Raw genomic sequence first — 25,869 nt, forward strand, 5'->3', positions numbered from 1 at the left:
GGAAGCGCGACCCGCGGCTTACCGGTTCGGCAAGCGCGGCGCGCGGGTTACTGGTTGCGGCCCAGCGCGATGCGAAACATGCCCATGTGCTTTTTGTAGAGGTTGGTCATGGTCTGGTAGTCCATCTGCGTCTCCGAGACCTTGACCAGCTGCTCTTCCAGCACGACCGCGTTGCCGACCGGCGAGGTCTCGTACTTTTCCTTCGCCTCGTCGACGTCGAGCCGCGCCTCGTCCGGGATCGACGCGTCGACGTGGCCCGGATGGGTCACCTTCGGCGCCATCGGCTTGAGCATCCGCTCGATCACCCGCTGGAACGGCGCCTCGTTGACGTCGCGCGGCTTGTAGCCGGGCGTGTCGGCGTTGGCGATGTTTTGCGCCAGCACGCCCTGGCGCTGGCTCAGCCAGCCCATCTTGCGCTGCAGGGCATCGAAGACGGTAAAGTTCTGCACACCCATGTCGCTTGCCGGCCCCGTTTGCCGTTATGAACGCGCGGCTGTCCCGGGGCTTCGCACCCGGGGCCCGTAGTGGATCAAACCTCGCAGGTTGCTTGTTAAGAAGCGGTAAAGCCGGCTAAATTGCGCCGCAACGACGGTCGCATATAGCGGCCGGCCCATGGGGAAGTCTGCCCGGATGCTGTATTTAACCCGCAAGATCGGCGAGTCCGTCATTATCAATGACGAGATCGAGGTCACGGTCGTCGATATCCGTGGCAAGTCGATCAAGCTCGGCTTCAACTTCCCCGCGGACGCGAGCGTCCTGCGCCGGGAGATCCACGACCGGATTCAGGAAGAAAACCGCGCGGCCGCGGGCGGCGCGGAAGCCTTCGCCGCCACCTTCGGCACCGACGGCGAGCCGTCGGCGGACCCCGGCGACGCCAGCGGCCAGAGCGACAAGAACGGCGGGTAAGGCACGCAGACGCCCGGGCGTCACGGGCGATCCCGGGCAACGCGGTCGGAACGCGGTCGGGGTGCTGGTCCGCGGCGGCCTTCCATCGTGCCGGCCGCGCGCGTTCCACACCTCGCGTTCAACACGGCGGATCGCACCTGACCCAGCGACTCCGGCCTACCGCCACCCCTGGCCGCTACCCTCGACCGCCAGCCGCTCAGGCCGCGCCTTGCAGCGGGTAAATGTCGGGCCGCAGCGTCTCCGCCAGGCCCTCCTCGGTGTAGCGCCCCTCCGCGAGGGCCTTGACGTAGGCCCCGAGAACGGGCCCGTCCGGACCGGCCCAGCGGTAGCCGTTGAGCTCCAGGAACAGCATCAGCGCCGCGATGCCGGTGCCCAGGTTGTGCTGGGCGAACGGCTTTTCCTCGATCAGCCCGACCAGGACGGCGCAGGCGAGGCGCACCACGTCGCGCTCGTCGTGGTAGCTGTACAGCTGGCGCGGGCGCTGCAGGGCGCGTTCGACCCCGCTCAGGTCGGTCAGCTGCGGGCCCTGGCTGCCCTCCCCCAGCGCCTCGGCGTGCAGGCGGGTCAGTTGCTCCGGCGGCAGCCAGTGCGGTTCGCCGCCGGCCTGAAATGTCGCCTCATGCGTCGCCAAGGTTGCCTCGCGTCTCCTGTGTGGCCTTCAAGACGCGCGCACGCAGCGCGTCGTAGTCCGGCGTCTCGGCGACCGGCATCGGCGGATACACGGTGGTCTTTTCCTTGTCGCGCGCGTGCGCCGCTTCGACGGTGAATCCGGGTTCCTGGCTCATGCCCTCTCAACTCGATCCGGATGGGCCGATTCGGACAGCCGATACGGCAGTCTCCCGCCCAGGATAGCTAGGTATCCCTCCGGACCGGAACAATATCCGCGTCGCCGCCGGCGGCCGGCGATCGGGTGCCGGCGATTCGTTAACGCCGTTTACCCGGCGTTAAGCACGTTTCCCGCAGTCTGCAAGGTATGGGCGTCCGCCCCTGGTCGACGGGCGCCCGCCCTTTGAAGCGGAACGGCGCCGGCAGATGGACGACCGCACAGACGATGCCCCGGGCCGCCGCGGCCGGCGGCCGGTCGCGGTTGCCCTGCAATGGGACTCCGACCGCGCCGACGCCCCCACGGTCACCGCCAAGGGTGAAGGCGCGCTCGCCGAGCAGATCCTGCAGGTGGCGTTCGACCGCGGGATAAAGGTGCGCACCGACGCCGACTTGGCGGAGGTGCTGCGCGCCAGCGAACTCGACCGGGAGATCCCCTACGCGGCCTACGTCGCGGTGGCGGAAATCCTGGCTTATCTCTACCGGGCGAACGGCACGGCCGCGCCCGGCCCGACCGACGACGCCGACACCGCCGGCCTGTCCGGCCATCCAACCGACGAGGCCCCCGAATGACCGCCAGCCCGACAGACGGCCCGACCGACACCGGGATCGACACGCGCCTGGACGCCCTGCTCGCCGACGCGCGCGGGCTGGAGGCCGCATTCGCCGAGGGCCGCGAGCCCGAGACGACGGCGCTGGAGGCCGGCATCCAGCGGATTTGTGCGGATATCGCTGCGTTGCCGCGCGAGCGCGGGCAGAGCTACCTGCCGCGCCTGCAGGATCTGACCGACGCGCTGGACCGGATCGGCGGCGCCATGCGCGGCCGGCTGGACGGCATCGGGGTCGAGTTGAAGCAGCACGGCGCCCGGCAGTCCGCGGTACGGGCATACGGCAAGGCGGGCACGCCTGGCGGCGCGTCGGACGGCCACCGCTAACCCGCCCCCCGCGTTTTCGGCAAAGCCCCATACATGGATTTTGAGACCTACCTGCGCTTCCTGCTCGTCCTGGTGTTCGTGCTGGGGCTGATCGGCGCGCTCGCCTACCTCGCCAAGCGCCTGGGCCTGGGCGGCCGGCTGGCGCCGACCAACGCCGGGCGCCACCGGCGGCTTGGGATCGTCGAAGTGCAGCCGCTGGACGGCCGGCGCAAGCTCGTCCTGATCAAGCGCGACGACCGCGAGCATTTGATCATCCTGGGCCAGAATACGGAGACGGTGGTGGAAACCCGGATCGGCGCCGACGGCAGCTTCGCCGCGCAATTGCAGCGGGAGTCGGGCGCATGAGCCGGATTGCACGCACCCTGAGCGCCCTTGTGCGCCGGCGCTGGCTGGTCGCCGGCCTGCTCGGCCCGCTGCTGGCCGGTGTGGCCGTGGCGACCGCCGGACCGGCGGCGGCGCAGTCGCTCAGCCTCGATTTCGGCGGCGAAGGCGGGGCCAGCACGGCCTCCACCATGATCCAGCTGATTGCGCTGGTGACCGTGCTCTCGCTGGCGCCGTCGATCCTGGTGATGGTGACCTCGTTCACCCGGATCGTGGTGGTGCTGTCGTTCCTGCGCTCGGCGCTGGGCATCCAGCAGACACCGCCCAATTCGGTGCTGATCAGCCTGGCCCTGTTCCTCACCGTGTTCATCATGATGCCGACCCTGGAACGGGTGTACGAGGACGCGGTGGTCCCGCTGGTCGATCAGCAGATCGACGAGATGCAGGCGCTCGACGCGGCCTCCGCCCCGGTGCGGGAGTTCATGCTGGGGCACGTGCGCGAACAGGACCTGCAGCTGTTCATGGACATGGCGGACGCGGAGCTGACCGAGAACCCGCAGGACGTGCCGATGCGCGCCCTGATCCCGGCGTTCATGATCTCGGAGCTGAAGCGCGCCTTCGAGATCGGCTTCCTGCTGTTCCTGCCGTTCCTGATCATCGACATGACGGTCGCCTCGATCCTGATGTCGATGGGCATGATGATGCTGCCGCCGGTGATGATCTCCCTGCCCTTCAAGCTGATCTTCTTCGTCATGGTCGACGGCTGGTACCTGATCGCGGGCTCGCTGGTGCAGTCCTACGGCGGCTGAGCGTGCGGCGGCGCGCGTCACCGATGCCGCGAGACGGCCGACCCTACGGTCCGGCCTCCTCGGCACGAAGCTATCGCCAGACATCACGCCCCTCCGTCTTGAGGAGCTGTGCGCGGCACACCGTCTCGAAAGATGCCCGACGGGTATTTAGGCGACACATCGGGTGCCGCCCTTGCGCGCGCGCGCCTGCGTGCTAGGTCGCCTGTCGCGTCACCCCGCGACGAGGACAGCGATGCCCGATTCCCCTGCCCCAGCCCCCGCGATCGTCTGGTTCCGCAGCGACCTGCGCCTGGCCGACAACCCGGCGCTGAGCGCCGCGGTCGACAGCGGCCGGCCGGTGGTTCCGCTGTTCGTGCTGGACGACGAAACACCCGGCGCCTGGACGCCCGGCGGCGCGCAACGCTGGTGGCTGCACCATGCGCTGGCGGCGCTGGCGGCGGACCTGGACGCGCTCGGTGCGCCGCTCGTCCTGCGCGCCGGCGAGGCTGGCGAGGCAGTGGCGCAGGTGGTGCGGGAAACCGGCGCGGCGGCGGTGTTCTGGAATCGGCTTTACGAGCCCTGGGCGAACGAACGCGACGCCGCGATCAAGACCGAGCTGAAGCGGCGCGGCGTGGCGGTCGAGAGCTTCAACGCCCGTCTGCTGTTCGAACCCTGGACGCCCAAGACCGGCAGCGGCCAGCCGTACAAGGTGTTCACGCCGTTCTGGAAGGAGCTACGGAAGCTGGCGCCGCCGCCGGCCCCGCTGTCCGCCCCGAACGCGATCCCGCCCGGCCCGGCGGTCGCGAGCGACAGACTTGCCGACTGGGTGCTGCTGCCGGGCGCGCCGGGCGCCCGCGAGCCCGACTGGGCGGACGGCCTGCGCGCACATTGGACACCGGGCGAACGCGGCGCGCACGACCGGCTGGCGGCGTTCCTGGACGGTTGGCTGCCGTATTACGACGACACCCGCAACCGCCCCGACAAGCCAGGCACCAGCCGGATGTCGGCGCACCTGCATTTCGGCGAGATCGGCCCGCGGCAGGTCTGGGCCGCCGTGCAGCACCGCATGGACGACCGATCCGGCGGCCAGGACTCCGCCCTGGCCTACCTGCAGGAAATCGGCTGGCGGGAGTTCTCCTACCACCTGCTGTACTGGTGGCCGTCGCTGCCGGAGGAGACCTGGAAGGACAACTTCAAGCAGTTCCCCTGGGCCGACGATCCCGCCGGCCTGCGCGCGTGGCAGCGCGGGATGACCGGTTACCCGGTCGTCGACGCCGGGATGCGCGAACTCTACGCCACCGGGTGGATGCACAACCGGGTGCGGATGATCGTCGGCTCGTTCCTGGTCAAGGACCTGCTGGTGCACTGGCGCGAGGGCGAGCGGTGGTTCTGGGACACGCTGGTCGACGCCGACCTCGCCGCCAACTCCGCCTCCTGGCAGTGGGTCGCCGGCTGCGGGGCCGACGCCGCGCCGTACTTCCGGATCTTCAATCCGGTCACCCAGGGGCAGAAGTTCGACCCCGAAGGCGCCTACGTCCGCCGCTGGGTGCCCGAGATCGCCCGGCTGCCCGACAAGTACCTGCACGCCCCGTGGACCGCGCCCGACCGCGTGCTGGCGGACGCCCGCGTGCGCCTGGGCGACAGCTACCCCGAGCCGATCGTCGACCACAAGGCGGCGCGCAAGCGTGCGCTGGACGCGTTCGAGCAGATCAAGCAGGGCTGACGGGCGCGCCGGGCCGCGGGGGCCGCCCCGGCGCGGGACACGCCCGCCGTCGCCGCCACCCATTTGCGATTTGTCCGTGACCGTGGGACGATGCGTCGTTAGACATGCCGGGCCGCTGGGCCGCCCCGTCGCGCGCCCGGCCGCCCCCGTCCACACTCCCGAACCGCGACAAGAAGGTCCCCCACCCCCATGGACGAGCAGCAGCAGCGCGACGTCGCCGCCAAGAAGGTCCTCGAGGCGATGCAGGCCGCCATCGACGAAGGCGTCGAGCCGGACGTGGTCAAGCTGGTCACGCTGTCCGCCGCCGTGACCAACTTCGTCAACGACTACGGCGAGGAAGCCACCGCCGGCATCATCGAGAGCCTGCCGGAAAAGGTGCGCAACGGCGCGTTCAGCCAGCCGAGCGCCGACAGCAACCAGGACGGCGGCGACGGCCAGTAACGGCCGTCCGGCCGCCGCCCTGGCGCGTTTTCTCCCCGCCGTAACCCAGTTGCCCCGCGCATGAGCGAAGACTTTTCGCCGGAACGCCCGCAGGAGGTCGCCGACTTCCTGCAGCAGCACCCCGAGACCCGCGCCGTCGACGCGATCTTCGCCGATCTGTCCGGCGTGGTGCGCGGCAAGCGCTACCCGATCGACGATCTGGACAAGATCTTCACCCACGGGCTGGCGTTCCCCGGCTCGACGTTCCTGCTCGACGTGGTGGGCGAAAGCCACGATCCGGCCGGACTCGGCTTTTCCGACGGCGACCCGGACGTGCCGGCGGTGGCGATCCCCGGCACACTGGCGCCGGTCCCCTGGGCGCCCAAGCCGCTGGCGCAGGTGCTGCTGTCGTTCCGCAACCAGGACGGCCGCCCCTACCCCTACGAGCCGCGCAACGTGCTGGCCGCCGTGGCCGAGCGGATCGCGGCGCTCGACCTGCGGCCGGTGGTGGCGTTCGAGCTCGAGTTCTACCTGATCGATCCCGAGCGCGCGCCCGGCGACGCGCCGCAGCCGCCGATCTCGCCGCTGACCGGCACGCGCGACACCGGCACGCAGGTCTACGGCATGGCGGACGTCGACGCGTTCGACACCGTGCTGGAGGAGATCACCCGCGCCTGCGCCGCCCAGGGCGTGCCGACCGGCGCGATCAGCGCGGAGTACGCGCCCGGTCAGTTCGAGATCAACCTGGGCCACGTCGCCGATCCGCTGATGGCGGCCGACCACTGCGTCCTGTTCCAGCGCGTGGTGAAGGGCGTCGCCAAGCGCCACGGCCTGCAGGCGACCTTCATGGCCAAGCCCTACCCGCAGCAGGCCGGCTCGGGCATGCACATGCATCTCTCGATGCTCGACCGGCACGGCAACAACGTCTTCGACGGCGGCGACAGCGGCCCGGCGAGCGCCACCCTGCGCCACGCCATCGCCGGGATCCTGGAAAGCCTGCCCGAAGCGATGGGCATGCTGGCGCCCAACCCGAACAGCTACCGCCGGTTCCAGCCCGACATCTTCGTGCCGATCCGCCGGTCCTGGGGCTTCGAGAACCGCTCGGTCGCGCTACGGATCCCGCACGGCGCCGGTCACGCCCGGCGGATCGAGCACCGGGTCGCGGGCGCGGACGCCAACCCCTACCTGGCGCTGGCGACCGTGCTCGCGGGCGCCCACCACGGCATCACCAACCAGCTGGACCCGGGCGAACCGGACACCGGCAACGCCGGCCACGCGTTCGACGACGCCCTGCCCTGGCGCCCGCGCCGCGCGTTCGAGGCGCTCGACGACGCGCCGGTCCTGCGCCGCTACCTGGGCGACGCCTACGTCGACGCCTACGCCGCCTGCAAGCAGGCCGAGATGGACAAGTTCGAAAGCGAGCCCTCGCCGCTCGAATTCCGATGGTACCTGCAGGCGGATTAGGGCGGTCGCGGTAAGCCTTACCCCTCCGTTCGGGGTGCGCCGCCGGCCATCCGCGCCCCGGCTACGGCTTACACGCGCGCCGGCGCTTAACCACCCATTAAGGCGCCTCGTGGCACATTTAGCCCCATGCGGCAAATAGAGACGCATTAACTTGCGGATGAATCTGGGGAAAACCCTGTGGAAGAAAAGCGGAAAAACAGCGCGCACCGCGCTTTCAGCCCCTACCTCCGCCGCCCGGTCCGGAGCTTGGACGAGGTCCAGCACGACGACCGTCAGGGCGACCTGGAGGCCCGCGAGCAGGCGCACAAGCGGCTCGACAACAACGCCTTCCGGATCAGCGACGCCCGCTGATCCGAACCGCCTTTGATCGCGCTGGCGCGAAAGGCGCTACCGAGCGCTTGTCCCAGCGCCGGCGCCACGCCACCTTGAGGCCATGCCCGACGGCGCCGACGCCACCCGGATCGAAGTTGTTTCCGAAATCGCGCAGGTCGACGCGGCCCAGTGGGACGCCTGCGCCGGCGGTGACGATCCGTTTCTCTCCCACGCCTTCCTGGATGCCCTGGAGCAGAGCGGTTCCGCCGTGGGCGACCGCGGCTGGCTGCCGCAGCATCTGGTCGCGCGCAACGCCGACGGCCGGGTGGTCGGCGCCGCGCCGCTGTATCTGAAAAGCCACTCCTACGGCGAATACGTGTTCGACTGGGGCTGGGCGGATGCGTACGAGCGCGCGGGCGGGCGCTACTACCCCAAGCTGCAATGCGCCGTGCCGTTCACGCCGGTAACCGGCCCGCGCCTGCTGGTGAACCAGGATCTCCCCGCGCAAACGCGCGAGTCGGTCGCGGACACCCTGGTCGCCGGGCTGGAGGAGGTCGCGCGCCGGCACAGCGTGTCGTCGCTGCACGTCACCTTTCCGACGCAGGGCGAACGCGACCGCCTGGCGAACGCCGACTTTCTGCCGCGCATCGGGCTGCAATACCACCTGCACAATCCAGGCTACCGAAGCTTCGACGACTTCCTTGCCGCGCTGCAGAGCCGCAAGCGCAAACAGATCAAGCGCGAACGCCGGGAGGTCGCGGAGACGGGCCTGCGGCTGCGCCGCCTGACCGGCAGCGACCTGGAGCCCCGGCACTGGGACGCGTTCTATGCCTTCTACCTGCGCACGGCCGACAAGCGCTGGGGCTTTCCCTATCTGACGGAAGAGTTCTTCCACGAAATCGGCCGGCGCATGCCGGACAGAATCCTGCTGGTGATGGCGGAAGAATCCGACGGCACGCCGGTCGCGGGCGCCCTCAACCTGATTGGCCGGCACGCGCTCTACGGCCGCAACTGGGGCGCGATCGAGGAGTACGACTTCCTGCACTTCGAGGCCTGCTACTATCAGGCGATCGAGTTCGCGATCGAGCAGGGCCTGTCGCGCGTCGAGGCGGGCGCGCAGGGCGAGCACAAGATCCAGCGCGGCTACCTGCCGGTCGCCACGCACTCCGCCCACTGGATCGCCGACCCCGCGCTGGAACAGGCGGTCGACGACTTCCTGCAGCGCGAACGCCGCGCGGTCGAGCGCCAGATCGCCGGCCTCAGCCAGCACAGCCCGTACAAGCAGACGGAAAGCTGAGGCTTGAGGACGTCCGGGGCGAACGCGATCCCGCCGTCGTCAAATCTATTTTGCGGTTTTGCCGGGTCACGAATTGATGACCGCTGGATCATTGCGGGCGGTCTTGTCGTTTCATCCCCTGGAAGGTTGAAACTGTCCCGAGCGCTCACCGACCGTGAGGAGGAGAGATGACTCGCCAAATCCGAACCCTGGCCCTTGCAGGTGCGGCCACGGTCGGCTTGGCCGCGGGCGCCCTCGCGCACTCGGCCAGTTCCGGGGGCCTGCAGGTGGTCCACCCCTGGGTTGAACCCGCCAAGGCCGGCGCGGACACAACCGCCCACCCGACCTTGGTCAACAAGTCCGAGGGCACGATCACCCTGACCCGCGTCACCAGCCGGGCCGCGCGGTCGATCCAGATGATCCGTGACGGCCAGGTTGCCGAGCGGGTGGAAATCGCGAGCGGCGCAACCCTGCCGGCGGAACGCTTCGCGCTTTCGCTCCGGGACCTGACCGTGGCGTTGCCGGCCGGCAAGGCGGTGCCGGTGACCTTCCACCGCGCCGACGGCGCGTCCGTGACCGTCAAGCTCGCGATTGGCCAGAACACGATGGACCCTGAGACGACCGTCGAGCTGCCCAGCTGAGGCGCCTCTTGCATAGATCGCACAACGAATAAGCCCCCGCCAGCGCCGCTGACGGGGGCTTTTCTTTCGGGGCGACCGCCCGGCTTAGGAACGGGCCGCCCTACTGCACCAGTTCGGGCTTGCTCTCCTCCTGGGCGCCGCCGCCGCCGGAGCCGGAGTCGTCGTCCGTGCCCTTGCTGCGCCGGCCGCCGCCGGAGCCGCCGCCCTTGTTGGAGCCGCCGCCGGAGCCCTGCTCGACGAACTCGAAGGTCGGCTTGTCGGTCTCCGGATCGATCGAGACCCGGACGACGCCGCCCTTGGCGAGCTTGCCGAACAGCAGTTCCTCGGCGAGCGGCTTCTTGATGTGATCCTGGATCACCCGGCCCAGCGGACGCGCGCCGTACAGCATGTCGTAGCCGTTGTTGGCGAGCCACTCCCGGGATTCGTCGGTCAGCTCGATCGTCACGTTGCGGTCGGCGAGCTGCGCTTCCAGCTCCATGACGAACTTGTCGACCACCCGCGCGATGATCTCCTGGTCCAGGTTGCGGAACGGGATCACCGCGTCCAGGCGGTTGCGGAACTCCGGCGTGAACAGGCGGTTGATCGCCTCCTCGCTGTCGCCGCCGCGCGCCTCGTTGACGAAGCCCATGGCCGGCTTGGCCATCTCGGCCGCGCCCGCGTTCGTGGTCATGATCAGGATGACGTTGCGGAAGTCGACCGACTTGCCGTTGTGGTCGGTCATCCGGCCGTAGTCCATCACCTGCAGGAGCACGTTGAACAGGTCCGGGTGCGCCTTCTCGATCTCGTCCAGCAGCAGCACGCAGTGCGGGTGCTGGTCGATCGCGTCGGTCAGCAGGCCGCCCTGGTCGAAGCCGACGTAGCCCGGAGGCGCGCCGATCAGCCGGCTGACCGAGTGCCGCTCCATGTACTCCGACATGTCGAAGCGGGTCAGCTGGATGCCCAGCGAGCGGGACAGCTGCTTGGCGACCTCGGTCTTGCCGACGCCGGTCGGCCCGGAGAACAGGTAGTTGCCGATCGGCTTCTCCGGCTCGCGCAGCCCGGCGCGGGACAGCTTGATCGCGCTGGACAGCGCCTCGATCGCCTGGTCCTGGCCGAACACCATGGTCTTGAGGTCGCGCTCCAGGTTCTGCAGCGCGGCCTTGTCGTCCTTGGACACCGACTTCGGCGGGATCCGGGCGATCTTGGCGACGATGCCCTCGACCTCCTTCACGCCGATCGTCTTGCGGCGCTTGGAATCCGGCAGCAGCATCTGCGCCGCGCCGACCTCGTCGATCACGTCGATCGCCTTGTCGGGCAGCTTGCGGTCGGAGATGTACTTCGCCGACAGCTCAACTGCCGAGCGGATCGCCTCATTGGTGAACTTAACCCGGTGGTGCTTCTCGTAGTGCGGCTTCAGACCGCGCAGGATCTTGACCGCGTCCTCGACCGTCGGCTCGGTGACGTCGATCTTCTGGAAACGCCGGACCAGCGCCCGGTCCTTTTCGAAGTGGTTGCGGTATTCCTTGTAGGTCGTCGAGCCGATGCACCGCAGGGTGCCGCTCTGCAGCGCGGGCTTGAGCAGGTTGGAGGCATCCATCGCGCCGCCGCTGGTCGCGCCCGCGCCGATCACGGTGTGGATCTCGTCGATGAACAGGATCGCGTGGTCCTGCTGCTCGAGCTCCTGTAGGACCGCCTTGACGCGCTCCTCGAAGTCGCCGCGGTAGCGGGTGCCGGCGAGCAGCGCGCCCATGTCGAGCGAGAAGATCTGCGCGTCCGAGAGCACGTGCGGCACGTCGCCGGTGACGATCCGCCGGGCCAGGCCCTCGGCCAGCGCGGTCTTGCCCACGCCCGGGTCGCCGACATAGAGCGGGTTGTTCTTGGTCCGCCGGCACAGCACCTGAATCGTCCGCTCGACCTCGTGATCGCGGCCGATCAGCGGGTCGATCTTGCCGTCCTCGGCCTTCTGGTTGAGGTCGATGCAGTAGGCGTCGAGCGCCTCGTGACCCTTCCGGACCACCTTTTCACCCTGCTGTTCGTCGTCCGCGCCGTCCACGTTGCGTGCCTCGCTGCGACCGGCCACCTTGGCGATGCCGTGGGAGATGTAATTGACCGCGTCCAGCCGGGTCATCTCCTGCTCCTGCAGGAAGTACACGGCGTGGCTTTCGCGCTCGGAGAACATGGCGACCAGCACGTTGGCGCCGGTCACTTCCTCGCGCCCGCTGGACTGGACGTGGATCGCGGCGCGCTGCAACACGCGCTGGAAGCCCGCGGTGGGCTTGGCGTCGCCGACCTGGGTCGTGATCAGGTTGGACAGCTCGTTGTCCAGATAGTCGTTCAGGTCGTTGCGCAAGCGGTCCAGATCGACGCCGCACGCGCGCAGCACCGCCACCGCGTCCGGATCCTCGATCAGCGCCAGAGCCAGGTGCTCGAGCGTGGCGTACTCGTGCCTGCGCTCGTTGGCGTAAGCCAGCGCGCGATGGAGCGTTTGTTCGAGGTTTGCCGAGAGCATCCGCGGCCTATTCCTTCTCTAGCGTACATTGCAGAGGGTGCTGGTGCTTCCGGGCGTAGTCTATCACCTGGGTTACCTTTGTCTCAGCCACTTCGTAGCTGTAGACGCCGCAAACCCCGACGCCCCGATGGTGCACGTGCAGCATGATCTCGGTCGCTTCCTCGCGACTCTTGCTGAAGAAGCTTTCAAGGACGTGAACCACGAATTCCATGGGTGTATAATCGTCGTTCAGCATCAAGACCTTGTACATCGACGGCTTTTTCGTCTTCGACCGGGTTTTGACCACGACATTGGTCGAGGTCCCGCCGTCCGGGTTCTGGTCTTGGTCCTTGCGTTCGCTCATGGCCGTGAGGTCGACCCGCCCTTTGCGCCCGCGTGCCGGCCGTGCGCGCTGGGAGGCCGGCCGCGCCGTGTGTGTCTGTCGAATGATATTGCCTGTCGCGCCTGCTTGGGAAGCCCCGCGCCGCGGAGCCTGTCGGTTGCTGGACGGTGGGACCGGCCGGCCGGGACCGCGGCCCGTCACCGCGTCGACCCCTGGGGCGTGTTTGGTGGCGGCGGACTGGCTTGCCGCCTGCTTGCTGCCTGTTCGCTGCCCGCACCCGTGCCTGGGCTGGCGCCCGGCGCGGCTGCCGTGTCCGCGCGCCTGCCCACAAGACTCTAGGACGCCGGACGGGCCAGTTCCAGCCCCGAGCCGTCCGTTATCTGGACAAACGCCCGCGCGGTACGGGAAGTTCGCCCAAAAGCGGATGAACCGCCCCGGCGCACGCGTCACAATGCCTCACGCGGCGATCCGGCCGCGGTTTGCCCGAGCCCGGCACGACGAACCCGGCACGAGAGGTCACTCGGCAGACATGGTCGACGCCCCAGCTTCCCGCACCGACGACGCCGCCACCCTGCTCGACCTGCTGGGCGACCTGGCCCAGGGCGGCGATCGCCCGGCGGTGCGCGCGTTTACGGCCGACGGCGAGGATCGCCTGAGCTACCGCGAGCTCGACGACAGCGCGCGCCGGCTGGCCGGGGGGCTGAAGGCGCGCGGGCTGGTGCCCGGCGACTTCGTGGCGCTGTTCGCCCCGAACTCGGCGCGCTGGGTGCAGACGCGCCTGGGCGTGCTGCTGGCCGGTGGCGTGGCGGTCTCGCTCGACAGCGATCTGGGGCGCGAGCCGCTGAAGCTGCAGCTGGCCGACAGCGATCCCAAGGCGATCGTCACCGTGCGCGCCCACCTCGACGATCTGGACGCCGCCGGCGTGCTCGACGGCCGCGACGTCTGGCTGCTCGACGCGGGACCCGACGACGATGCGCGCAGCTGGCGCAACCTGGCGGCCGCGCCGATCGACGCCCTGCCCCGCGTCGCGCCGGACCAGACCGCCTCGCTGTTCTACACCAGCGGCACCACCGGCCCGCCCAAGGGCGTGCCGCTGACCCACCGCAACATCGTCGGCAATCTGAACGCGATCCTGGCGCTCGACCTGGTTGGCCCGGGCGACCGGGTGCTGCTGCCGCTGCCGCTGCACCACTCCTACCCGTTCATCGTCGGCCTGCTGATGCCGCTGATCACCGGGGCGACGCAGGTCCAGCCGAGCGGCGTCAGCGGGCCGGAAATCCGCCATGCCCTGTCGGCCGGCGCGGTCGACATCGTGGTCGGCGTGCCGCGGCTGTACGACACGCTGGCGCAGGGTCTGACCGACCGGCTGCGCATGGGCGGCGCGGTCGAACGGGCGATGTATCGGCTGCTGCGGCTGTCGGGCTGGCTGCGCCGGCGGTTCGGCGTACTTTGGGGCCGCACGCTGCTGCGCCCGCTGCACAAGCGCCTGGCGCCCAACCTGCGGCTGATGGCCTCCGGCGGTGCCAAGCTGGAGGCGGAGACGGCGCAGACCTTGGAGGCGTTCGGCTGGATGGTGCTGTCCGGCTACGGGCTGGTCGAAACCGCCTCGATCACGACCTTCAACCCGCCGGGCGCGGCCAAGCTCGGCACCGCAGGCAAGCCGGCGCCGGGCGTGCAGCTGCGGATCGACCACGACAGCGCGCCCGACGCGCCCGAAGGTCAGGGCGAGATCCAGATCAGTGGACCCAACGTGTTCCCCGGCTACCGCAACAACGCCGACGCGAACGCCAAGGCGTTCGCGAGCGATGGCTGGTTCAAGTCGGGCGACCTCGGCTACCTGGACGCCGACGGCTACCTTGTGATCGTCGGCCGGGTGAAGGACATGATCGTCCTGCCCGACGGCAAGAACGTCGCCCCGGACGAGGTCGAGGCGGTCTACGGCGAAAGCCCCTACATCCGGCAGATCGCGGTGCTGGAGCGGCACGGCCGGCTGGTCGGCCTGGTCGTGCCGGACATGGACGCCCTGCGCGGCGCCGGGCACGGGGTCAGCGACGTGATCCGGGTGTCGCTGGGCGAGCTTGGGCCCCGGCTCCCGGCCTACAAGCGTCTGAGCGACTGGGCGCTGGTGCGCGAGCCGCTGCCGCGCACGCAGCTCGGCAAGTATCAACGGCACAAGCTGCCCGCGCTGCTGGACCGCGCCGAGCGCGGCCAGGGCCCGGCCGACGCGCCCTGGTCGGACGACGACCGGGCGCTGCTGGAAACCGGCCGCGGCCGGCAGGTCTGGGACTGGCTGCAGGGCAAGTTCCCGGACCATACGCTGCACCCGGACACCAGCCCGCAGCTCGACCTCGGCATCGATTCGCTGGCCTGGGTGACGCTCGGACTGGAGATCCAGGAGCGCTTCGCGATCGCGCTGTCGGAAGAACAGATCGCGCGCACGCTGACGCTGCGCGATCTGCTGCACGAGGTTAACCAGGCGCCCGCGGCGGACGCGGCGGGCAGCCAGGACGCGCACACCCATCGGCTGGTCGCGGAAGCCCGGCACTGGCTGCGCCCGCGCGGGCCCGTCGCGATGACGACCGGGCGCGCGCTCCACCAAGTCGCCCGCGGGCTGACCCGGTTGATCCTGGGCCTGAAGGTGGAAGGTCTGGAGCACCTGCCAGCCAACGGGCCGTTGGTGATCACGCCGAACCACGTCAGCGACCTGGACCCGGTCGTGCTCGGCGGCGCGCTGGACGGCCGGCGCGCCCGCGAGGTCGTCTGGGGCGCGATCCGGGAGCGCCTGTTCACCAACCTGCCGGGCCGCGTGCTCGCGCGCGTCGCACACATGGTGCCGGTCGACGACCGCGCCCCCGGCGCCAGCCTCGCGGTCGGGGCGGAAGTCCTGCGCCAGGGCCACATCCTGGTCTGGTTTCCGGAGGAATGGCGCGCGCCCGATGGCCGCCTGCAACGCTTCCTGCCGGGGATCGGCCGGCTGCTGCTCGACACGGACGCCCGCGCGCTGCCGTGCTACATCGACGGCACCTACGAGGCGATGCCCCGCGGCGCCCGCTGGCCGAAGGCGCGCACGGTCACGGTGCGCTTCGGCCCGCCGGTCTCCGCCGGCGACCTCGCGGGCCCGGACGCCACCCCTGAGGCGGTCGCCGAGGCCCTGCGCGCCAGGGTGGCGGCGCTGTCGCAGCGCGCGCAGCCGTAACCCGACGGACGCCGGTGCGCACGACGGCGGCGACGGGTTCCCTCCGCTTTCCGTCGAAGAGGGTCCACGTAGCTCGCTGGAGGCTCGTGAGGGACCCTTCGACACGGCTGGCTTTGCCAGCCCGCTCAGGATGTGCTTATAGAGTTTTCCGGACCTTAAACCCGCGGTTACGTGAACGCCACGCCGGCCTCGGCGAGTTCGCGTTCCGTGCTCTCGCGCCCGTCGTCGGTGATCGCGCGGGTCGCCGCGCGGATCAGCACGGCCTCGAAGCCGTGCTGAATGGCGTCGAGCGCGCTCGCACGCACGCAGACGTCCTCGGCAAGGCCGCCCAGGATCACCCGGCGCACGCCCTTGCGGTTGAGTTCCTGGGCGAACCCGGTTTCGTCGAACGCGCTGTACTGGTCCTGGTCGAAGCGCGTGCCCTTGGACACCAGGATCGCCGAGTCCGGCAGGCGCAGATCGGGGTGAAACGCCGCGCCGGCGGTGTCCTGCACGCAGTGCGGCGGCCAGGGCCCGCCTTCGGGGACGAAGCTGACGTGGTCGCCCGGATGCCAGTCGCGCGAGGCGTAGACCCGCGCGCCCGCCCGCACGGCGGCCTCGGCCCAATCGTTCAGCATCGGGACCACCCGGTCGCCCTCGGGCACCGCCAGCGCGCCGCCGGGGCAGAAGTCGTTCTGAACGTCGACGATCAGCACGGCGTCCGCCGGGCTCAGATCGCGGTTGGGATCGATCGTCATGACGCTTGGCCCTCCTGAGTTGCGCGCGGCGACGCCAGATCGCCGTTTACACCTCGGAGGTAGGCACTACCCGGGCGCACGTCCAGCACGCCGGGGCGTCGCAGGCGGCCCGGCCGCGGGCGCCCCGCGACGACCTCGGGTATCGCGGTGTCAGGCGGGGGAGCGCTCAGTCGTCGACCAGCGGGCAGTCGCTCTCCGACAGCGGCCGGAACGCGAGCTTGGCCGGGATCGTCTCGACGATCTCGTAGAGGTCCCAGGGCCCCTCGGATTCCGCCGGGCGCTTCACCCGCGCCCGGTACATCTCGTGCACCATCAGGCCGTCCGGGCGAACCCGGCCGTCGGTGGCGAAGAAATCGTCGACCGGCATCCGCTTCATCTGGTCGACCACGGCCTGGCCGCTGTCGTCGCCGACCTCCGCGGCGGCCTGCAAGTAGTGCATCAGCGAGGAATAGACGCCGGCCTGCACCATGGTCGGCCGCTGGCCGTCGCGCCGGGCGGCGAACCGTTCGGCGAACGCGCGGCTGGCGTCGGTCCGGTCCCAATAGAACGCGGTGGTCAGCGGCAGCCCCTGCGCGACTTCCAGCCCCAATTGCTTGACGTCGGTTAGGAACAACAGCAGCGGCACGATCCGCTGCGGGCCGCGGTGGACGCCCAGCTCGTGCGCGCGGCGGACCGCCCGCACCGCGTCCTCGCCGGCGTTGGCCAGCCCGATCGCGTCGGCTTCCGACCCCTGCGCTTCCATCAGGTGCGCCGTCAGGTCGCCGGCGTTCAGCGCGTGGCGGGCCTGGCCGCGCACCTCACCGCCGTTGGCGCCGATCACCTGCTGGGCGGCGGCCTGCAGGCTCTTGCCGAAGGCATCGTCGGCGGTGACGAAGAACCAGCTGTTCAGCCCCTCTTCCAGCATCGCCCGGACCGTTCCGGCGGCCAGCGAGTAGGTGTCGTAGGCCCAGTGCACGCTGGTCGGCGAGCAGAACTCGCCGGTCAGGCTCGAGGTCGCGGCGCCGTTGATCAGGAAAGCGGTATCGGTGTCCTCGGTCACCTTCTGGACCGCCAGCGCGACGTCGGAGGTGGGTACGTCGACGATCACGTCGACGCCGTCCACCTCGATCCACTCGCGGGCGATCGAGGCGCCGAGCTCCGGCTTGTTCTGATGGTCGGCCGAGAGGATCTCGATCGGCCGGCCCTTGATCTCGCCGCCGAAATCCTGGACCGCCAAGCGCGCGGCCTCGACCGAGCCCTGGCCTGCCAGGTCGGCGTAGACCCCGGACTGGTCGTTCAGGACGCCGATCTTGAGCACGTCGCGCGAGATCGCGGCGTCGCCGCGCATCGCCGGAACCGCGACCAGCACCGCCAGCAGCACGACGGAGGCGAGCGTTGCGGCGCGCCGCGCGCCGCGGCGCAGCGCCGGCCGTGGGGGGCGGAGCACACAGAACGCGCGGCGTGGAGCGCGTGCGAAAAGCGATGCTGAAAGGCGTTGGTGTCGCACGCTGGCGGGATCGTTCGTGAACGGTAAAGAGGCAGGGCTGGCGTGTTCGAAGCCTGACGCCCCCAACACGCCGTAAAAGGGTACCGGGGCCGCCCGCGGGGGCGCAACGCAAAACGCCGCGCGGCTTCCCCGCGGCCCCCGGTCGACGAGGGCCCCGATTGACGTGGGCCCCGGTCGATCTGGCGTGGCTCAGTCGTCCTTTACCTTGTGCTGGGCCATGTGTTCCAGGGCCTTGACCATGCCGGAGTGGTCCCAGGCCTGGCCGCCCAGCGCGTTGCAGACGTTGAACAGCTCCTGCGCGCCCGCCGTGTTGGGCAGCGACACGCCCAGCTGCTTACCCGCCTGCAGCGCGAGGTTCAGGTCCTTCTGGTGCAGCTCGATCCGGAAGCCGGGGTCGAAGCTGCGGTCGATCATACGCTGGCCGTGGACCTCCAGGATCTTGGACTGCGCCAGGCCGCCCAGCAGCGCCTCGCGCACCTTCTCCGGATCGGCGCCGGCCTTGGAGGCGAAGGTGAGCGCCTCGCCCACCGCCTCGATGGTCAGCGCCACCACGATCTGGTTGGCGACCTTGCAGGTCTGCCCGTCGCCGTTGGCTGTGCCGACCAGCGTGACCGAGCCGCCCATGATGTCGAACAGCGGCTTGACCTTGTCGAAGGTCTCCTGCGCGCCGCCCACCATGATCGTCAGCTGGGCGTTCTTGGCGCCGCCCTCGCCGCCGGACACCGGGGCGTCCAGATAGCCGGCGCCGGCTTCCCTGACCTTGGCGGCGAACGCCTTGGTTTCGGTCGGCGAGATCGACGACATGTCGACCACGATCTTGCCGTCCTTCAACCCGTCGTGAACGCCGCCGTCGGCGAACAGGACCTTCTTCACGTCCGGGGTGTCCGGAACCATCAGGATGATCACCTCGGACGCCTCGGCGACCTCCTTGCCGCTGGAACACTCGCTCACCTTGCCGGTCAGGTTGTCCGGGACCGGGTTGCGGTTGGTCACGGTGAAGATCTCGTGGCCGGCCTCGGCCAGGTGGCCGGCCATCCACCGGCCCATGATGCCCAGTCCGATGAAGCCGATTTTCATGGCCTTCGCCTCCTTGCTGATTGCAGGTCGTGTGGCGCCGTGCCCGCCCCGCGGGCACGGCCGGCGTGGGTTGCCTCGGCGATCGCCGGCTGGCCGGCCGACGGCCGCTTGTCAGGGCGCAACCGGAATGCTTCAATCCGCCGCTAGTGGCGCCGGTGCGCCTGCGATCCCTAACCTCGCGCGCCCGGCAATTCGGTTAAACGGCCAAGAGGAGTCCAGCCATGTATCGCAACGCCGCCCTGCTCGCCGGCGTGATCTCCTGCGCGATCGCGCTGCTTTTCCTGGGCTGGATGGTGGTCTCGATCAACTCGCTGCCGCTTTGGATCGTCATGCTGGTCACGATGGGAATGCTGGTGTTCGACTTCTACCAGGCGATGAAGGAAGAGGATTCGGACAACCCGAACTCCAGCGCCTGATCGCCCGCACCTCTCGCCGTCGCTTGGGCCGGCGCGGATGCCGGCCCCGCGATCCGTGCCTGCGGCCCGCCGTCAGCCGCCGCTGACCGCCCCGACCAGCCAGTTCGCCATCCGGAACAGCCGGGCGTCGTCGCCGCGCGCGCCGACCAGCTGCACGCCGATCGGCAACCCGTTGGACCCGGTCATCAGCGGGATCGAGAGCGCCGGCATGCCAAGGTAGGTCCAGATCGTGCAGAACGTCGCACTGCCCGTGTTCTCGAGGCCGTGCGGCGCCGTCCCCGGTGCGGCCGGGGTCAGGAACGCATCGTAGTCGTTCAGTATCTCATCGGCGATCGCCGCCAGGGCACCGATCGATTCGATCGAGCGGATGTAGTCGATCGCCTTGACCTCGCGGCCGCGTTCGATCTGGCTGCGCAGGCTGTCGGACAACTGGTCCGCGCCGCGTTCGTAGTCGCGGTGGTAGTTCCGCGCGATCTCCGCCTCCATCACCGTTTTATGCATGGTGTGGATGTGCGCGAAGCTGTCCGGCAGCGCGATCTCGGTGACCGCTTCGCCCAGCGCCTGGGCCAGTTCGCCGAACGCCTCCTGGGTCTCGCTGTCCGCCTGATCCCAGACCGGCGTCTTCACGAACGCCATCAGCGGTGTGACCGGCGGCAGTTCGTCGGCGGCCGCCTGCAGGTCCGGCGCCGCCCGCGGGCGCATCGCGGAATCCCGGCCGTCGTGGACCATCATGTGCTGGGCCACCAGACCGGCGTCCCGCAGCGTCGCTGCCAGCACGCCCACCTGGTCCAGCGCCGGCGCCTGGCGCAGCACGCCGGTCCGGGAGATCGCGCCGAAGCTGGGCTTGTAGCCCCAAACTCCGCAGAAGCTGGCCGGCCGGATCACCGAACCGTTGGTCTGCGTGCCCAGCGCCGCCGGGACGTGCCCGGCCGCCACGGCCGCGGCCGACCCGCTGGAGGACCCGCCCGGCGTGTGCTCCGGGTTGTGCGGGTTGCGCGTCTTGGTGACGCCGGGCGCGTAGGTCGCAAGCTCGGTGGTCGAGGTCTTGCCCAGCATGATCGCGCCCTGGCTGCGCAGCCGCTCGACCGCGAAGGCGTCCTCGCGCGGGCGGCGGCCCTGGTGCAGCGGCGTGCCGTACTGGGTCGGCATGTCGAAGGTGTCGAAGATGTCCTTCACCCCCAGCGGCACGCCGTGCAGCGCGCCCACGGGCGCGCCTTGCCGCCGGGCCTTGTCGGCGATCTCGGCCTGTTTGCGCGCGTTGTCGCGCGCCAGATGGTCCCAGGCCCGGATCGTTTCCTCGGACTCGTCGACCCGCGCGAGGTAGGCCTCGAGCGCCTCGCTGGCGGTGATCTCGCCCTCGGCGATCCGACGGACCAGCGCGGTCGCACTGCTGTCCGAATCCGTCCCGGTCGACGTTGCGCCGCTACTCACAGGAACCCGCCTCCTCGATGCGTCGTCGGTTGACTGGGCGCGGCGCCGCCTGCCGGCGGCGGCCGCGACGGCCGGCCGGGACCGCGCGCACCCGGCGCGCGGCCTCGGCCGGCTTCGGCCGTCATCTGCCGTACATCACCTCGGGGAGGTAGAGCGCCACCCCCGGGAAGACGTACAGCGCAACCATCGCCAGGATGACGATGCCGACGAATGGGATCACGCCGCGGAAGATGTTCATCAACTCCACGTTCGGGGGCGCGACCCCTTTCAGGTAGTACGCCGACATCGCCATCGGCGGCGTCAGGAAGGATGTCTGCAGGTTCAACGCGATCAGAATGCCGAAGAACAGCGGGTCGACGTTGAACGGCTCCAGCAGCGGCAGGAAGATCGGCACGAAGATGATGATGATCTCCGTCCACTCGAGCGGCCAGCCGAGCAGGAAGATGATCAGCTGGGCCAGGATCAGGAATTGCACCCGGTTCAGCTCCGCACCCAGGATCCACGCCTCGATCAGCTCGTGCCCGCCGAGGTAGGAGAAGATCGACGCGAACGTCCAGGAGCCGATGAACAGGTAGCAGACCATCGCCGAGGTGCGCGCGGTCAGGAACACCGATTCCCGCAGCCGCTCCCAGGACAACGCGCGGTAACCCGCGGCCAGCACCAGACCGCCCAGCGAGCCGACAGCCGCCGCCTCGGTCGGCGTGGCGAGGCCCGCCAGGATGGCGCCCAGCACGCACATGATCAGGACCGCAAGCGGGAAGAAGCTGGTCGCCATCAGCCTCAGGACCTGCCCGATCGGAACGTCCATCTCTTCCTGCTTGGGTTTCGGCGCCAGCTTCGGGTTCAGCAACGCCCGGCCGATCACGTAGACGATGTACATCGTGGCGAGCATCAATCCCGGGAACAGCGCCCCGGCGTAAAGCTGCACCACCGAGACGCCCGCGGTCGCGGAATATACGATCAGCAGAATCGACGGCGGGATCATGATGCCGAGACACCCGCCCGCGCAGATCACGCCGGAGGCGAAGCGCTGGTCGTAGCCCGCCTTCAGCATGGTCGGGAAGGCGAGCAGGCCCATCAGGGTGACCACCGCGCCGATAATGCCGGTCGCCGTTGCGAACACCGCGCAGGTGATCAGCGCGGCGACCGCCATCGACGCCGGCACCCGCCGGGCCGCCACCTGGATCGAGAAGAACAGGCGGTCGATGATGTTCGCCCGTTCGATCACATAGCCCATGAACAGGAACAGCGGGACGGCCGTCAGGATGTCGTTGGCCATCACGTCGAAGGTGTTCTGGACCATCAGGTCGAACACGTTGGCGCCCATCGCATAGAAGCCGAAGATCAGCCCCATGGCGAGCAGCGTGAAGGCGATCGGATAACCCAGCAGGATGGTGAAGATGAACAACACCATCATCATAATGCCGATCTGGGGATCGGTCATGACCGGCCTCCCGTGCCGAGCTGATCAGCGTGCTCGGCCTCTTTCTGGTGCATGATCGCGGTCTCGGTCTCCTCGACGTCGCGCAGGCGCTGCGGCCAGTAGCCGTGCTTGATGCACCACACGCAGCGCGTCACCTCGGCCGTGCCCTGCAGGAACAGCAGCACGCCGACCACCGGGATCAGGGTTTTCAGCGGATAAATCGGGATGCCCATCGGCGAGAAGATGGACATTTCCATGTAGCCCCAGCTTTCCCGCGCGTACAGGCTGCCGTGATAGATCATCGCGCAGACCGCCGGCAGCAGGAAGATCAGGTGCAGGACCATATCCACGGCCGCCTGCACGCGCTGCGGAAACAGCCGGTAGACGACGTCGCCGCGCACGTGACCGTCGCGCGATAGGGTGTAGGGGCCGGCCATCAGGAACAGGGCGCCGTACATGATGTAGCTCATGTCGTACGCCCAGCCGGTCGGCGCGTTCAGCAGGTAGCGGACGAAGACCTCGTAGCTACCGCCCAGCGTCAGAATGATGATGCACCAGGCAAATGCCTTGCCGGTGAACATGCTGAGCCGGTCGACGAAATACAGGTACTGCATGCGCGGTAACCCCACGCTGGACTGCGGATGGCCGGAAGGGATGCTTCGGCCGTGCGGAGGGCGCGTGCCGGCAACGCCGCCGGTGGGCGTCGCCGTGCACCGCGTGACGGGTGCAACGTCGTGAGGCGGGGCGCCGGCCCCGGCGGCGCGGCCGGGCCGATACGGATGCCGGCCGTACCGACCGCCAGACGGTCCACGATCGCCGTCGCGGCTGTCACCGGCCCATCAGGCCGCCGGCGGGCGCCCGTCAAAGACGCGGGGCGGCGGTGTGGGCCGCCGCCCCGCGCACGTCGCCGTGGCCGGCGACCGCGGCTGACCGCGTCCGCCGGCCGTTGTGGCGGAGCTGACCTTAGGAGGGCAACTCGCCGAAGTAGTGCTTCCAGGCCATGACGTAGTCCGGCTGGTCGGCGTGCAGGTAGTAGCCGACCCGCTCGGCCCAGGCGCGCTGGGAATCCGTGACCTTCTTGAAGAAGGCGTTCTCGGCGCGGAGATTCTCCAGCACCTGGTCCCAGGCTTTGAGCTGCGCCTGCAGGATCGACTTGTCGGTGCGGTGCACGTTCACGCCGCCCTCGTTCTCGAACCACCGCAGGTCGCTGGAGTAGCGGTCCAGGCCCTTCCAGTAGTTGTCCGAGGAGGCCGCCTTGGCGGCGTGACGCAGGATCGCCTTCTGCTCGTCCGCAAGGCCGTCGTAAACGCCCTTGTTGAAGATGATCTCGAAGAACTCCATCGCCTGGTGATAGGAGCCGAGATAGTAGTGGTTGGCCACGTCGTGGGCGCCGAACGCACGGTCCGAGGTCGGGTTGTTGTACTCGAACGCGTCGATCACGCCGCGCTCCAGGGCCGGCACGATCTCACCGCCGGGCAGCTGGGTGACGTTGACGCCCATCGCCTGCATGACGTCGGTCGCCAGGCCCACGGTGCGGTACTTCAGACCCTCCATGTCTTCGGCGGAGTTGATCGTCTGGTTGAACCAGCCGAGCGGCTGCGCCGGCATCGGCATCGCGAAGAAGCCGACGATGTTAAGACCCAGGATGTCCTGCACCAGCTCGTGGTACAGCTCCAGGCCTTCGCCCTGCCAGATCCAGCCGAGCGCCATGTGCGCGTCCCAGCCGTAAACCGGCGCGGTGCCGAACAGCGAGGCGGCCTTGTTCTTGCCGTACCAGTACGCGGCGACCTGGTGGCCCGCGTCGAGCACACCCTTGTCGACGGCGTCCTGCACCCGGAACGCCTTCACCACCGAGCCGGACGTCAGATAGTCGATCTTGAGGCGCCCGCCGCCCATCTCGTTGACCATGCGGGCATAGTCTTCGGCGTACTCGTTGAAGATGTCGCCGGAGCCCCAGGCGCCCTGCATCTTGATGGTGGTGGTCTGGGCGCGCGAGATCTGCGGCGCCGCGATCGACGCGGCGGCACCGGCGCCCGCGGCGGCGGCGCCCGTCAGGAACTTGCGGCGGTTCGCGTTGGTCGGAGCCTCCGACGTTTCGCCGTCCGCCTGCGTGACCTTCTGATCGGTCATGGCGTACTCTACCTCCCTTTTCTCTTTGGCTGGACCGGCTGGCGACCGCCCCAAGGAAGCCCCAAGGGAGCGGTGTGCATCCGGCCCGGTCGGCCAGCGGCTTGCTTTGTGGTCTGCCGCCAGGTCGTTGTTTTCGCAGCCTAAAGCTTCACCGGACTGGACAGCTTGTCCGTTTTTCCCGGCCCCGGCAGCCCCGCGCCGCGGGCCTGACGCGCCTGGAGCTTAGCGGCGCGGCCGGCTGTTAACAAGACCCCGGCTGCAGCCCTGGCTTCGGCTAAAACCTGCGGTATCCCTGGCATACCGGCCGTACGCGCGGAGCATCACGCGACCCGGTCGCCCGGGGCGTCGCCGGCGAAGAACGCGTCCAGGTTATCCAGCGCGCGATCGCCCATCGCGTTGCGCGTATCCACCGTGGCCGACCCGATGTGCGGCAGCAGGAACACGTTCTCCAGCTCGCGGTAGCGCGGGTCGCCGCCCGGCTCGCCGTTGAACACGTCCAGACCGGCCGCGGCGAGCTTGCCCGATCGCAGCGCGTCGAGCAGCGCGTCGTCGTCGACCAGCGCGCCGCGCGCCGTGTTCACCAGGATCGCGCCGTCCTTCATCCGACCCAGCCGGCCGGCGTTGATCAGGCCCTTGGACTCGGCCGTCGCCGGACAGTGCAGCGAGATCACGTCGCACTGCCCCAGCATCTCGTCCAGGTCGGCGTGGTAGACCGCGCCCCGCTCCTTCTCCGGCGCGAGTCGGCTGCGGTTGTGGTAGCGCACCTGCATATCGAAGCCGCGGAAGCGCGCGGCGGCGACCTGGCCGACCCGGCCCATGCCGACGATGCCAACCGTCTTGCCGGTGACCTGGGTGCCGACCATGAACGACGGGCTCCAGTCCTTCCATGCGCCGCCGCGCACCAGCCGCTCGCCCTCGCTCGCCCGGCGCGCGGCGCCCAGGGTCAGGAGCAGCGCGATCTCGGCGGTCGCGTCGGACAGCACGTCGGGCGTGTTGGTGACCACGATGCCGCGCTGCTTGGCGGCCTCCAGGTCGACGTGGTCGACGCCCACGGAGAAGTTGGCGATGATCCTCACGCTGGCCGGCAGTTGGTCGATCACCGCGGCGGTGAAGTGCTCGGAATGGCAGGGCAGCACGGCGTCCTTGCCCGCGCACCGCTCGAGCAATTCGTCGGTCGAGAAGACGTGGTCGTCGTCGTTGAATTCCGCGTCGTAGTGGCGCGCGATCCGCGCCTGCACGGCGTCCGGCAGGCGCCGGGTCACCAGGATGCTCGGCTTCGCCATGGCGGTGCCTCCCCAATGGTTCTTCTGTCGTCGTGGCCGCGCGCGGCCGACCGCGGCCGGCCACCCTGCGCGGGTACCGGCGCGCTTCTAGCACGTTCCAAGCCGGCTTCGGCACCCCCGCGGCGGCGCCGCGGTCCCGGCGGGCGCGCCCAGGGCCGGTCGGCGATGGTCAAACGCCGGGTGCGCCACTAGGCTTCGCCCAGCCCCGGCCCCGGCCCGGCCCGCCACGGCACGGCCGGCGGCCGGCCGGTCGAGCCCGCCGGTGCCCCGTT

25 protein-coding genes are annotated in these 25,869 nt (G+C 69.6%); 12 read left to right on the plus strand and 13 right to left on the minus strand.

The annotated features are described in order from the left end of the window. Window positions 1–47: 47 nt before the first annotated feature. Window positions 48–455, minus strand: a complete 408-nt coding sequence (gene flgB, locus CKO28_RS11260; RefSeq protein ID WP_200340880.1) for a flagellar basal body rod protein FlgB — start codon at window positions 453–455, stop codon at window positions 48–50. 175 nt (window positions 456–630) lie between these two features. Between flgB and csrA the strand changes: the two genes are divergently transcribed. Next, window positions 631–906, plus strand: coding sequence for a carbon storage regulator CsrA (gene csrA, locus CKO28_RS11265; protein ID WP_200340881.1), 276 nt, complete (start codon window positions 631–633; stop codon window positions 904–906). 196 nt (window positions 907–1,102) lie between these two features. Here csrA and CKO28_RS11270 read toward each other — a convergent pair whose 3' ends face one another. Continuing rightward, window positions 1,103–1,537 carry a type II toxin-antitoxin system death-on-curing family toxin gene (locus CKO28_RS11270; protein WP_200340882.1) on the minus strand — a complete coding sequence of 145 codons (435 nt, stop codon included), beginning with the start codon at window positions 1,535–1,537 and terminating at the stop codon, window positions 1,103–1,105. Then, window positions 1,524–1,691 carry a hypothetical protein gene (locus CKO28_RS11275; RefSeq protein ID WP_200340883.1) on the minus strand — a complete coding sequence of 56 codons (168 nt, stop codon included), beginning with the start codon at window positions 1,689–1,691 and terminating at the stop codon, window positions 1,524–1,526. The genes CKO28_RS11270 and CKO28_RS11275 overlap by 14 nt, the downstream gene beginning before the upstream one ends. Before the next feature lie 247 nt (window positions 1,692–1,938). Between CKO28_RS11275 and CKO28_RS11280 the strand changes: the two genes are divergently transcribed. The 9 genes from CKO28_RS11280 (at window position 1,939) to CKO28_RS11320 (ending at window position 9,608) form a co-directional block, all read left to right on the plus strand. Then, on the plus strand, window positions 1,939–2,301 hold the full coding sequence (locus CKO28_RS11280; RefSeq protein ID WP_200340884.1) for an EscU/YscU/HrcU family type III secretion system export apparatus switch protein: 363 nt from the start codon (window positions 1,939–1,941) through the stop codon (window positions 2,299–2,301). After that, complete coding sequence (locus tag CKO28_RS11285) at window positions 2,298–2,663, plus strand: hypothetical protein (protein WP_200340885.1); 366 nt, start codon at window positions 2,298–2,300, stop codon at window positions 2,661–2,663. The genes CKO28_RS11280 and CKO28_RS11285 overlap by 4 nt, the downstream gene beginning before the upstream one ends. Before the next feature lie 33 nt (window positions 2,664–2,696). Continuing rightward, window positions 2,697–3,008: a flagellar biosynthetic protein FliO gene (locus CKO28_RS11290; protein WP_200340886.1), complete on the plus strand. Its 312-nt coding sequence runs from the start codon at window positions 2,697–2,699 to the stop codon at window positions 3,006–3,008. Then, the gene (fliP, locus tag CKO28_RS11295; RefSeq protein ID WP_200340887.1) at window positions 3,005–3,793 is read left to right on the plus strand and encodes a flagellar type III secretion system pore protein FliP; all 789 of its coding nucleotides are present in this window, start codon (window positions 3,005–3,007) and stop codon (window positions 3,791–3,793) included. Before CKO28_RS11290 ends, fliP begins: the two co-directional genes overlap by 4 nt. Before the next feature lie 232 nt (window positions 3,794–4,025). Then, the gene (locus CKO28_RS11300; protein ID WP_200340888.1) at window positions 4,026–5,495 is read left to right on the plus strand and encodes a cryptochrome/photolyase family protein; all 1,470 of its coding nucleotides are present in this window, start codon (window positions 4,026–4,028) and stop codon (window positions 5,493–5,495) included. 189 nt (window positions 5,496–5,684) lie between these two features. After that, on the plus strand, window positions 5,685–5,936 hold the full coding sequence (locus tag CKO28_RS11305; RefSeq protein ID WP_200340889.1) for a hypothetical protein: 252 nt from the start codon (window positions 5,685–5,687) through the stop codon (window positions 5,934–5,936). A gap of 60 nt (window positions 5,937–5,996) precedes the next feature. Further along, complete coding sequence (locus CKO28_RS11310; RefSeq protein ID WP_200340890.1) at window positions 5,997–7,379, plus strand: glutamine synthetase family protein; 1,383 nt, start codon at window positions 5,997–5,999, stop codon at window positions 7,377–7,379. A 433-nt stretch (window positions 7,380–7,812) separates the two neighbouring features. Next, a complete protein-coding gene (locus CKO28_RS11315) occupies window positions 7,813–8,988 on the plus strand; it encodes a GNAT family N-acetyltransferase (RefSeq protein ID WP_200340891.1) in 1,176 nt (391 codons plus the stop codon). Between the two features lie 167 nt (window positions 8,989–9,155). After that, window positions 9,156–9,608, plus strand: coding sequence for a copper chaperone PCu(A)C (locus tag CKO28_RS11320; RefSeq protein WP_200340892.1), 453 nt, complete (start codon window positions 9,156–9,158; stop codon window positions 9,606–9,608). A 100-nt stretch (window positions 9,609–9,708) separates the two neighbouring features. Here the strand turns inward: CKO28_RS11320 and clpA are convergent, their stop codons facing one another. Together clpA and clpS are read right to left on the minus strand one after the other, a co-directional pair. Further along, entirely contained in the window at window positions 9,709–12,096 is a 2,388-nt protein-coding gene (gene clpA, locus CKO28_RS11325) for an ATP-dependent Clp protease ATP-binding subunit ClpA (protein ID WP_200340893.1), read from the minus strand. A gap of 7 nt (window positions 12,097–12,103) precedes the next feature. Further along, a complete protein-coding gene (gene clpS, locus CKO28_RS11330) occupies window positions 12,104–12,439 on the minus strand; it encodes an ATP-dependent Clp protease adapter ClpS (RefSeq protein WP_200340894.1) in 336 nt (111 codons plus the stop codon). 508 nt (window positions 12,440–12,947) lie between these two features. Between clpS and CKO28_RS11335 the strand changes: the two genes are divergently transcribed. Then, on the plus strand, window positions 12,948–15,614 hold the full coding sequence (locus CKO28_RS11335) for an AMP-binding protein (RefSeq protein ID WP_200340895.1): 2,667 nt from the start codon (window positions 12,948–12,950) through the stop codon (window positions 15,612–15,614). A gap of 167 nt (window positions 15,615–15,781) precedes the next feature. Here the strand turns inward: CKO28_RS11335 and CKO28_RS11340 are convergent, their stop codons facing one another. The 3 genes from CKO28_RS11340 to CKO28_RS11350 all read right to left on the minus strand — a co-directional run bounded on the left by CKO28_RS11340 (window position 15,782) and on the right by CKO28_RS11350 (window position 18,935). After that, window positions 15,782–16,351 carry a nicotinamidase gene (locus tag CKO28_RS11340; RefSeq protein ID WP_200340896.1) on the minus strand — a complete coding sequence of 190 codons (570 nt, stop codon included), beginning with the start codon at window positions 16,349–16,351 and terminating at the stop codon, window positions 15,782–15,784. Window positions 16,352–16,517: 166 nt separating this feature from the next. Continuing rightward, entirely contained in the window at window positions 16,518–17,777 is a 1,260-nt protein-coding gene (locus tag CKO28_RS11345) for an ABC transporter substrate-binding protein (protein WP_338050108.1), read from the minus strand. Window positions 17,778–18,026: 249 nt separating this feature from the next. Further along, a complete protein-coding gene (locus CKO28_RS11350; protein WP_338050110.1) occupies window positions 18,027–18,935 on the minus strand; it encodes a 2-hydroxy-3-oxopropionate reductase in 909 nt (302 codons plus the stop codon). 200 nt (window positions 18,936–19,135) lie between these two features. On the opposite strand from CKO28_RS11350, the gene CKO28_RS11355 reads away from it, so the two are divergent. Next, window positions 19,136–19,330, plus strand: coding sequence for a hypothetical protein (locus CKO28_RS11355; RefSeq protein WP_200340898.1), 195 nt, complete (start codon window positions 19,136–19,138; stop codon window positions 19,328–19,330). A gap of 72 nt (window positions 19,331–19,402) precedes the next feature. On the opposite strand, the gene CKO28_RS11360 is transcribed toward CKO28_RS11355, so the two are convergent. From CKO28_RS11360 to CKO28_RS11380, 5 genes are all read right to left on the minus strand, one after another. Next, complete coding sequence (locus CKO28_RS11360) at window positions 19,403–20,761, minus strand: amidase (RefSeq protein WP_338050109.1); 1,359 nt, start codon at window positions 20,759–20,761, stop codon at window positions 19,403–19,405. 121 nt (window positions 20,762–20,882) lie between these two features. Further along, window positions 20,883–22,205, minus strand: coding sequence for a TRAP transporter large permease (locus tag CKO28_RS11365; protein ID WP_200340899.1), 1,323 nt, complete (start codon window positions 22,203–22,205; stop codon window positions 20,883–20,885). Then, window positions 22,202–22,798, minus strand: a complete 597-nt coding sequence (locus CKO28_RS11370) for a TRAP transporter small permease subunit (RefSeq protein ID WP_200340900.1) — start codon at window positions 22,796–22,798, stop codon at window positions 22,202–22,204. The genes CKO28_RS11365 and CKO28_RS11370 overlap by 4 nt, the downstream gene beginning before the upstream one ends. A gap of 349 nt (window positions 22,799–23,147) precedes the next feature. Further along, window positions 23,148–24,314 (minus strand): TRAP transporter substrate-binding protein, encoded by a 1,167-nt coding sequence (locus tag CKO28_RS11375; protein ID WP_200340901.1) that lies wholly within the window; start codon window positions 24,312–24,314, stop codon window positions 23,148–23,150. 320 nt (window positions 24,315–24,634) lie between these two features. Next, window positions 24,635–25,597: a 2-hydroxyacid dehydrogenase gene (locus CKO28_RS11380; RefSeq protein WP_200340902.1), complete on the minus strand. Its 963-nt coding sequence runs from the start codon at window positions 25,595–25,597 to the stop codon at window positions 24,635–24,637. Window positions 25,598–25,869 lie beyond the last annotated feature (272 nt).

Source organism: Rhodovibrio sodomensis (genome assembly GCF_016583645.1).
Taxonomy (GTDB): domain Bacteria; phylum Pseudomonadota; class Alphaproteobacteria; order Kiloniellales; family Rhodovibrionaceae; genus Rhodovibrio; species Rhodovibrio sodomensis.